General features: G+C 37.2%; 9 protein-coding genes. 5 read left to right on the top strand and 4 right to left on the bottom strand.

The features are described 5' to 3' along the window. The first annotated feature begins 490 nt into the window (after positions 1-490). Together ACTJJH_RS14865 and ACTJJH_RS14860 are read left to right on the top strand one after the other, a co-directional pair. Positions 491-1,087 carry a TetR/AcrR family transcriptional regulator gene (locus tag ACTJJH_RS14865; protein WP_068565982.1) on the top strand — a complete coding sequence of 199 codons (597 nt, stop codon included), beginning with the start codon at positions 491-493 and terminating at the stop codon, positions 1,085-1,087. A 314-nt stretch (positions 1,088-1,401) separates the two neighbouring features. Beyond that, positions 1,402-2,025 carry a hypothetical protein gene (locus ACTJJH_RS14860; RefSeq protein WP_060466165.1) on the top strand — a complete coding sequence of 208 codons (624 nt, stop codon included), beginning with the start codon at positions 1,402-1,404 and terminating at the stop codon, positions 2,023-2,025. A 187-nt stretch (positions 2,026-2,212) separates the two neighbouring features. On the opposite strand, the gene ACTJJH_RS14855 is transcribed toward ACTJJH_RS14860, so the two are convergent. Continuing rightward, the gene (locus ACTJJH_RS14855) at positions 2,213-2,542 is read right to left on the bottom strand and encodes a darcynin family protein (protein WP_068565978.1); all 330 of its coding nucleotides are present in this window, start codon (positions 2,540-2,542) and stop codon (positions 2,213-2,215) included. Positions 2,543-2,663: 121 nt separating this feature from the next. On the opposite strand from ACTJJH_RS14855, the gene ACTJJH_RS14850 reads away from it, so the two are divergent. The 3 genes from ACTJJH_RS14850 (at position 2,664) to ACTJJH_RS14840 (ending at position 4,014) form a co-directional block, all read left to right on the top strand. Next, the gene (locus tag ACTJJH_RS14850) at positions 2,664-3,263 is read left to right on the top strand and encodes a TetR/AcrR family transcriptional regulator (protein ID WP_068565976.1); all 600 of its coding nucleotides are present in this window, start codon (positions 2,664-2,666) and stop codon (positions 3,261-3,263) included. 72 nt (positions 3,264-3,335) lie between these two features. Further along, entirely contained in the window at positions 3,336-3,620 is a 285-nt protein-coding gene (locus ACTJJH_RS14845) for a hypothetical protein (protein ID WP_068565974.1), read from the top strand. Positions 3,621-3,630: 10 nt separating this feature from the next. After that, complete coding sequence (locus ACTJJH_RS14840) at positions 3,631-4,014, top strand: hypothetical protein (protein WP_440601350.1); 384 nt, start codon at positions 3,631-3,633, stop codon at positions 4,012-4,014. A 306-nt stretch (positions 4,015-4,320) separates the two neighbouring features. Here ACTJJH_RS14840 and ACTJJH_RS14835 read toward each other — a convergent pair whose 3' ends face one another. From ACTJJH_RS14835 to ACTJJH_RS14825, 3 genes are all read right to left on the bottom strand, one after another. Continuing rightward, the gene (locus tag ACTJJH_RS14835; protein ID WP_005803276.1) at positions 4,321-5,604 is read right to left on the bottom strand and encodes a ribonucleotide-diphosphate reductase subunit beta; all 1,284 of its coding nucleotides are present in this window, start codon (positions 5,602-5,604) and stop codon (positions 4,321-4,323) included. 138 nt (positions 5,605-5,742) lie between these two features. Next, positions 5,743-5,877, bottom strand: coding sequence for a hypothetical protein (locus tag ACTJJH_RS14830; RefSeq protein ID WP_002120013.1), 135 nt, complete (start codon positions 5,875-5,877; stop codon positions 5,743-5,745). A gap of 56 nt (positions 5,878-5,933) precedes the next feature. After that, positions 5,934-8,768 (bottom strand): ribonucleoside-diphosphate reductase subunit alpha, encoded by a 2,835-nt coding sequence (locus ACTJJH_RS14825; protein WP_284086907.1) that lies wholly within the window; start codon positions 8,766-8,768, stop codon positions 5,934-5,936. Between the last annotated feature and the right edge of the window lie 179 nt (positions 8,769-8,947).

Raw genomic sequence — 8,947 nt, 5'->3', positions numbered from 1 at the left:
TTCCCTCTAAATAAGCTTGAATGACTTTTAATTTTAACTCTTTTGAATGCTTCGGAATTGGCATAGAGCACACCTCATAAGTTTTAAAAGTCTAACTTATGGGGTGCAGTTCAGGACGGAAGGGGGACACCCTCGGGTGTGCTGATTCTTAGGTTCAGTCTGTCAACCCTCTTTCGTTCTACCACCATTATTTGACAGTAATGCGGTAGGACTTCTTTTACCTAAGGAGTCGCTCATGCGCAACATTTCTATTTTATTGGCAACCATTGCCAAGCCTTTTATTCCAATATCGTTTAGCTCATCTTTAAAACTGTTTAATTGAAAATACGTTTTAAAGCTTTAGCTCGTCACGACTAAAAACTTATATCAACAATAAAACTTGAGATGTGCCAAGCACCGTCTTGCGGCTTTGCTGTGCCTTTTTTTCTCCCAAAAGGGCACAGGCTTTTTATCTCATTTAGAAACAACAAGAATTTATAACGGTAAAACTATGCCAACTTTAGAAATATCTTCCAAAAAATTACAGGTGGTTCAAACTGCCATCCAACTCTTTACCACGCATGGGTTCCATAATGCAGGGGTAGACCTGATTATCAAAGAAGCCAAAATACCGAAAGCCACGTTTTACAACTACTTCAACTCCAAAGAACGCCTAATTGAAATGTGCATCGCCTTTCAAAAAAGCCTACTCAAAGAAGAAGTGCTCTCCATTATTTACTCAAGCCGTTACTACACCCAAAAAGATAAACTTAAAGAAATTATTGTCTTACATACCAATTTAAACAGTCTGTACCATTTGCTGCTTAAAGCAGTTTTTGAAATAAAACTACTGTACCCGCAGGCCTACCGTATGGCAGTTGAATACCGAAAATGGTTACATCGGGAACTTTTTGACCTGATTTTTAGCTGTGAAACCCGTGCTTTTAAATTCGATGCAGATATGGTTTTAAACCTTATAGATGGTTTGCTGCTACAGGTTTTAAGCTCTAACAGTTTGGATGAAAGAAATGTGGTGTTGGAGAGGTTTTGGGGGAGGGGGGTATTAAATGAGTTACTAGATGAACCCATTTTAAAAAGAGGAAAATAATGAAAACTATATTTATGAGTATTTTGAGTTGGTTGCTACATTAAAATATTAATAAAACTGTTTAGATTATTTAAATATTTAAAATTGCTAATCAAAAAAGTGTTACTTAAACTGTTTTTGTAATTATGTTTGCATGGCTTTTAATTTTAATTTTATAATAATTTTATTGTTTTTTATTTGTAATTGACGTGGAGTGGGATATTTACTTATAGGTTTACTATGTTAATCTCTTGCATATTGTGATGAAAAGAGTATTTTATACTAATCATAATAAATATCTTACTAATTATTAAAAAGTATTATAGGAATAATATATGACAAACTTCGTAGATGTTCTAAAGGAAATGCGTGATCACTACCAAAATAATATTAATACTGGTGTAGCAATACCATATTATCCTAATTTGGTTGAGGATTCTTTAGATTTAATGGAGGCAACGAATAAGTATCTTGTCGCTGATGATAGTGAATTAGCAGATAATCCTGTTCAAAGTAAATTGAATGATTTACGAAATCAAGCAAAGGTTTTGGCTACTAATACTGCATCAACTATCGAAGAAAAATTAAAAAAATCTGCTAAAGAGCTGAAAGACAGTGATAATTCTGATAGTTTACACTCAAAATTTAAAGATGAACTGAATAAAATTAGAGAGGATGCTAAGAAGAAAGCAAGTGATAATATAGATAAAATGTTTGATGAAGCAGAAAAGATCGGTAACGATTTTCCAGCAGCTCAAAATCTTATCCTCGTTGCAGCACAAAAAATTAATGAGCTTATTAATGATTTATTGACTAAGATAGTTGACTATATTGTTGGTATTATTAAAAATATTGTTGAATGGATAAAAATGGCTTGGGATGCTATTACTAAAGTCTTTAATGATATTACTAAAGTCTTTAATGATATTATAATATGGATTTCGCACTGGTTTAAATAAAATAATTTATTCATAATAAGACCATTACTATTTAAGTAATGGTCTTATTTATTTGGTAAATATTTATTCTTGTAAATTATAAAATTAATTAATTTTTGTTTTTGCGAAATTTATAAATTTAAAATTTCCATTGATTAGTATGAATTAATATCTACTGATTGTATGTAATCAACTAGATTAATAGAGTTTATAAAGAACTCTCATATTCTACATACCCATCTTCAATTGCAGGAATAATCTCTACAAACTCAAAGTAGGGAACTGTACAAAATTCAGAGTCTCGAATCGCATCAATCACAAAATAATAATCTTGTAGAGATGTGGTCTCAAACACAGCAATATCACTCGCTTTAGTACTAAACGCTTCAACGTCATACCACCGAACTTTTACAGTCGGGTACTTCTCAAAAATAGGTTTAAGCTTCTGTGCACTAAACTCAGCCCGCTTTTCACGAGCTAAAGCCAACCAAGCGGGCAATGCTCTTAAATGAATAAAAAAAGTATAGGTTCTAGACATAACCACTCCATGACTGAGCCGAGTTGTAGTTCAATTGAAAAGACAGGATTTTCTTGTCATATCAATATGACTCAGTCAGTATATGAGTGATTACTCACATTAAATACTCGCATTTCGGGCCATGTCAGAAACACTCCCAGATCCACGCAAACGCCCGCGTCAAGCACGTTCAGTGGCTACTTTTGAAGCAATATTAGAAGCGGCTGCTCGCATTTTAGAGTCTTTAGGCTTTGCTGGATTTAATACAAATGCCGTGGCCGAACTTGCTGGCGTAAGTATTGGTAGCCTATATCAGTACTTTCCATCTAAAGATGCTTTAATCGTTGAGTTAATTCGACGTGAGCGGGCTGAGCTTTCAAAACGTATAGTTGAAGCCATACAAGAACATGAAGCCACAGATTTAAAAGAAAAACTAAAACTCGTCATACATGCTGCTGTGCAACATCAATTAAGCCGTCCGCAGTTGGCACGAACCCTTGAATTTGCTTCTGAACTCATTGGAAAAGACATTGAGGAAAGTGAGCTTCAACACGAGCTTGAAACCATAATTTCTGACTTGTTTATACGTTCTGGCATTTCACATGCGCAGACAGTCGCACAAGATGTAATTGCTTTAAGCAAAGGAATGATTAACGCAGCAGGCATAGCAGGGGAAAGTGATTTAAATCATTTACAGCAGCGAGTTGAAAAAGCTGTATTTGGTTATTTGAATCTATATTAAAGATTATTAATTTTGCTATAAAATAGCTTTTTTTATTTTATTAAATAATTATATTTTTTTATTGGGGAATTTATGAAAGATGAAATTATGAGTAAAGGCGATGTAAGTGCGTTTACTTCAATTTTCTTAGGTTTGGCGGGTTACTCTATTTTTATGTTTTATCTACTTGCTAAACGAAGTAAAGGAATAAATTACTTTGATGATTTATCTTCTTTTAATTATAACGTGTCATATTTAATTTGTTTTCTCATTTTTATATTTAGCAAATTTTTTAAGGAAAATAAGTATATAGCTAATTTTATGCCACTTTTAATAGGGATTCTTTTATCTGTGATGTTCTTTATTGTTGTTTTATAGGGGGATAGATGTGATTTATGAACTTAAAATGTGGATCTCTGCTGAGGTGGTTGATCCATTTTTTTCATTATATTCGTATGTTTATAAAAATTTTGTTCTTGTCCTTTCCTTAAGTTTCTGTGTGATTGTACTGCTTTGTGCTCTTAACCCAAGTATAGTTTTTACTCCTAAAAAAGAGGGTTTTGTTGTTTATAAGCCTGAATTTCAAATTAAACATGGGCGTATGACATCACTGATAATAAAAAGAGGCAATAAAAAATTTTTATTAATTGTGCATATTTTAAAAATGAGAATGGTTCATTTTGTGAATTATATAAGCCTAGAAAACTACTTAAAGTTGAGGGAGGTTTTTTTCCTAATTCATCATTGTTTTTTAAAAGTAAGTATATTGTAGTTAATAAAATTCGTTTTGAAGATGAAAAAGGTAGTGTAATTAATTTTTCAACAAGTGAAGAAAAAATTACTTCTTGGTGGAATTGGGTTGTGTTCCCCATCTTATTGATGAGGTATTTAATTTTAATCTGGCTAGTAGTGGTTGTTTTAATATTACTTTTAAAATTAATTAAGTATAAGAAAAAAATCTAATTTTATTTAAAAGTAGTTTTACCTTTATATTGAGTTGAAAGATAGATAGGAAAAAAGGGCTGCTATTAGCAACCCTTTTTTACAGCATCTATATTGTGCTGTTATATGCTTAATCTTACCAGCTTAACGCCCCACCAGTTTGGTAGTCAGTTACGCGAGTTTCGAAGAAGTTCTTCTCTTTACGTAAGTCCATCATCTCAGACATCCACGCAAATGGATTCGTTACACCAGCAAATTGCTCTGGTAAACCTAACTGAGATAAACGACGGTTACAGATGAATTTCAAGTATTCTTCCATCATGCTTGCGTTCATACCCAATACACCGCGTGGCATTGTGTCACGTGCATATTCGATTTCAAGCATCGTACCTTCAACAATCATTTGAACCACTTCTTGTTGGAACTCGGCAGTCCAAAGGTGAGGGTTCTCAATCTTGATTTGGTTAATCATGTCGATACCAAAGTTCAAGTGCATAGATTCATCACGCAAGATGTATTGGAATTGCTCAGCAACACCGTTCATCTTGTTACGACGACCCATACTCAAAATTTGAGTAAAGCCACAGTAGAAGAAGATCCCTTCAAGTACACAGTAGAATGCGATCAAGTTACGAAGTAAGCGTTGGTCGTTTTCAGGCGTACCTGTGTGGAAATTAGGATCAGTTAAAGATTGAGTATATTTCAAACCCCAAGCTGCTTTACGTGCAACAGATGGAACTTCACGGTACATGTTGAAGACTTCGCCTTCGTCCATACCTAAAGATTCGATACAGTATTGGTAAGCGTGAGTGTGAATTGCTTCTTCAAACGCTTGACGCAAGATGTACTGACGGCATTCAGGGTTAGTAATGTGACGGTAAATCGCCAATACCAAGTTATTTGCAACCAAAGAGTCCGCAGTCGAGAAGAAACCTAAAGAACGCATAACAATAGTACGCTCATCTTCGGTCAAGCCATTTTCAGACTTCCAAAGCGCGATGTCATGGTTCATGTTAACTTCTTGAGGCATCCAGTGGTTTGCACACCCGTCAAGATATTTCTGCCAAGCCCACTCATATTTAAATGGTACAAGTTGGTTCAAGTCCGCACGACAGTTAATCATTGCTTTGTCGTCAACTTGAACACGTTGAGCACCCATTTCTAGCTCTTCAAGGCCAGGGGCAACGTCTAAATGTTCTAAGGCTTGAGCGGCTCTAGCCACTGTATCGGAGGCAACTGTTGGTCGCACGGAATGGGTTCCAGCGGATTGTGGAGCTGCCACGCTCGGCGATGATGGCTGCGCAGTAGATACATTCTGCGAATCTGACGCTTTTTCCGATTGGACGGGCGCAGACTTGTGTTCAGGTGTAGTCGGTTTTTGCGAATCATCTTCAAAATCGTCCCAACTAAGGATAGACATTTTTGTTCTCTCTTCGTTGTATATATCTATATTTGACATCTCTTAAACGAAGATGTCCCTACTATACGCTTTTAATGTGTAAACAAAATTAAGTTTTATTGATGCATGACCAAATTTTGGGCCTTTGGTCTCTACTCACTACAACTTATTTTGTTTACGCTGCTGCTTACGTATTGTGATAAATGCGTAAACCATCGGCATATAAAAGAAAATAAAGGCAAAGATTAAAACTCCAACACCAAGCATATAGTTATGGCTGAGATGAGAAAGCATAATCTTTACCTCTTTTAAGATTGCTCTTTAGTGAAAAAGAGCAACCTTATTGAATGTTATTGGCAAGCTTCACAATCAGGGTTGTCGATTGAACAAGCCATTGGTACAGGAGCGGCTTGAGTGAAGCCTTCTTCTTCAACCGCTGCTTCTGGTTTCTTCGCTTCTACAACAGGGGCAGCAACAGCCGCTGCTTCAACAGTCGCAGGTTTGACTGCGTTTAAAGCACCTGTGTTAATTGTAGATTTTTCAGCAGAAGTTGCACCTAAAGCTCGGAGGTAATAAGTCGTCTTAAGACCACGTAACCATGCCATCTTGTAAGTGATGTCAAGTTTCTTACCGTTTGCACCAGAGATGTAAAGGTTAAGCGACTGAGCTTGATCAATCCATTTTTGACGGCGTGATGCAGCATCCACGATCCAACGTGTATCTACTTCAAATGCAGTAGCAAAGATTGCTTTTAATTCTTCAGGAATACGAGCAATTTTTTGTACTGAACCTTCAAAGTGTTTAAGGTCGTTAACCATTACTGTGTCCCAAAGACCGCGTTCTTTTAATGCACGAACAAGGTATGGGTTAATAACAGTGAACTCACCAGACAAGTTAGATTTCACATATAAGTTTTGGAATGTTGGCTCAATAGATTGAGAAACACCACAAATGTTAGAGATGGTAGCAGTTGGAGCAATCGCCATCACGTTTGAGTTACGCATACCGTCTTTTTGAACTTTGGCACGTAAAGTGTCCCAGTCTAAACGTTGAGTACGGTCAACTTCGAACATGCGCTCTGGACGAGATTTCGCAACAATTTCTAAAGAGTCGATTGGAAGGATGCCTTGATCCCACAATGAACCTTTGAATGTTGAGTAAGCACCACGTTCAACAGCCAAGTTGCTTGATGTTTCAATTGCGTAGTAGCTAATTACTTCCATTGATTCATCAGCAAAATCAACAGCAGCGTCTGAACCGTAAGCAATACCCATTTCGTATAGCGCATCTTGGAAGCCCATGATACCCATACCCACAGGGCGGTGTTTCAAGTTCGAGTTTTTCGCTTGTGGTACAGCGTAGTAGTTAATGTCGATCACGTTATCGAGCATACGTACTGCTGTTTTAATAGTGCGAGCTAACTTCTCACGGTCTAACACACCACCTTGAACGTGTTGTACAAGGTTGATCGAACCCAAGTTACATACTGCAATTTCGTCTTGATTTGTGTTCAAGGTAATTTCAGTACATAAGTTAGATGAGTGAACTACGCCAACGTGTTGTTGTGGTGAACGTAAGTTACATACATCTTTGAATGTGATCCATGGGTGACCAGTTTCAAACAACATAGAAAGCATTTTGCGCCATAAGTCTTTAGCACGTACTTTCTTGTGTAGCATGTTAGTTTCTTTCGCTACAGACTCATAGTAAGCATAACGCTCAGCAAATTCAGCACCAGTTAAGTCGTGCAAGTCTGGAGTTTCAGAAGGGGTAAATAATGTCCATTCACCATCTTCAAATACACGTTGCATAAACAAGTCTGGAACCCAGTTCGCAGTGTTCATGTCGTGAGTACGGCGACGGTCATCACCCGTATTTTTACGAAGCTCTAAGAACTCTTCGATGTCTAAGTGCCAAGTTTCTAGGTATGCACACACAGCACCTTTACGCTTACCACCTTGGTTTACTGCAACAGCTGTATCGTTCGCAACTTTCAAGAATGGAACAACACCCTGAGACTTACCGTTAGTACCTTTAATATAAGAGTTCAAGGCACGAACAGGTGTCCAGTCATTACCTAAACCGCCAGCCCATTTAGAAAGCATCGCGTTGTCACGCATTGCACCATAAATGTCATAAAGGTCATCGCCAATCGTTGTTAAGTAACAACTTGAAAGCTGTGGACGTAATGTACCTGAGTTAAACAGGGTAGGCGTAGAAGCCATGTAGTCGAAGCTAGACAATAAGTTATAGAACTCAATTGCACGCTCTTCTTTATCTTGCTCATTGAGTGCAAGACCCATCGACACACGCATGAAGAATAATTGTGGTAATTCAAAACGAACGCCGTTTGAGTGAATGAAGTAACGGTCAAATAAAGTCTGTAAACCTAAGTAGGTAAACTGATTAGAACGTTCTGGCTGAATTGCTGCTGATAATTTTTCTAAGTCGAAGTCAAGCAAGTCAGGTGAAAGCAAATCAAGCTCAACACCTTTTTTCAAGAATGCTTCAAGTGCATTGTTTTCAGGTGTGTCTGTTGATAAGCCTAAGAACGTTAAACCAGTGCTCACTAATTCGTTACAAAGCAAACGTGCAGTCACGTAAGTGTAGTTTGGTTCTTGTTCAATACGGGTACGTGTTGCCATCATCATTGTTGTGGCAATATCACTTTCTTTTACGCCGTTATATAAGTTTTTAACGGTTTCATCGACAATGGCTTGAACGTCAATACCTTCCAAACCTTCAGCTGCCTTAGAAACAGTTGCTTGCAATGCACTTAAATCAAGTGGCTGAAGCTGACTGTTTTTGTCGGTAACTTGTAAAGTAGGGTGGTGGTTTGAGTTCGTTTGCTGACGAGCGCTAGCACGTTGTTCACGGTAAATCACATAAGCGCGGGCAACCTTTTGTTCCCCAGTACGCATTAAAGCAAGTTCTACTTGATCTTGAATTTCTTCAATATGGATCGTACCGCCCGATGGTAAACGGCGAGTAAAAGTATTTAAGACCATTTCCGTCAACTGGGTAATACGGTCATGAATACGGCTAGAATCCGAACTCTGTTGACCTTCCACAGCAAGAAAAGCTTTACCAATCGCAACTGAAATTTTCTCTGCATCAAATGCAGCAACATCTCCAGTGCGCTTAATCACCTGAATTTGACCGGGAGTCGAAGTAATTACGCTCATGCCAGCATAGCTCCATTGTCACTTTTGTTATGTTCATAGACCGTTTGAACCGAGCAAAAAAACATGCCACGATATTTGAGGGATAAACACAAGACTTAGTAGTTAAAGTTTATTTTCAACACAAGATACGGGATTTTTCATAGCAGATCAATCTTGACTTTTTAGTAATTTTTTATCTG

Origin of the sequence: Acinetobacter sp. 22301 (genome assembly GCF_052045285.1) — a bacterium.
Lineage (GTDB): Bacteria > Pseudomonadota > Gammaproteobacteria > Pseudomonadales > Moraxellaceae > Acinetobacter > Acinetobacter pittii.
Note: the sequence above shows the minus strand (reverse complement) of the source record. Positions and strands in the feature narration are given on the sequence as shown.

Bases quoted from the DNA above. Each gene is read 5' to 3' on its own strand.
- ACTJJH_RS14865 (WP_068565982.1), top strand. From the start codon at position 491: ATGCCAACTTTAGAAATATCTTCCAAAAAATTACAGGTGGTTCAAACT.
- ACTJJH_RS14860 (WP_060466165.1), top strand. From the start codon at position 1,402: ATGACAAACTTCGTAGATGTTCTAAAGGAAATGCGTGATCACTACCAA.
- ACTJJH_RS14855 (WP_068565978.1), bottom strand. From the start codon at position 2,542: ATGTCTAGAACCTATACTTTTTTTATTCATTTAAGAGCATTGCCCGCT.
- ACTJJH_RS14850 (WP_068565976.1), top strand. From the start codon at position 2,664: ATGTCAGAAACACTCCCAGATCCACGCAAACGCCCGCGTCAAGCACGT.
- ACTJJH_RS14845 (WP_068565974.1), top strand. From the start codon at position 3,336: ATGAAAGATGAAATTATGAGTAAAGGCGATGTAAGTGCGTTTACTTCA.
- ACTJJH_RS14835 (WP_005803276.1), bottom strand. From the start codon at position 5,604: ATGTCTATCCTTAGTTGGGACGATTTTGAAGATGATTCGCAAAAACCG.
- ACTJJH_RS14830 (WP_002120013.1), bottom strand. From the start codon at position 5,877: ATGCTTTCTCATCTCAGCCATAACTATATGCTTGGTGTTGGAGTTTTA.
- ACTJJH_RS14825 (WP_284086907.1), bottom strand. From the start codon at position 8,768: ATGAGCGTAATTACTTCGACTCCCGGTCAAATTCAGGTGATTAAGCGC.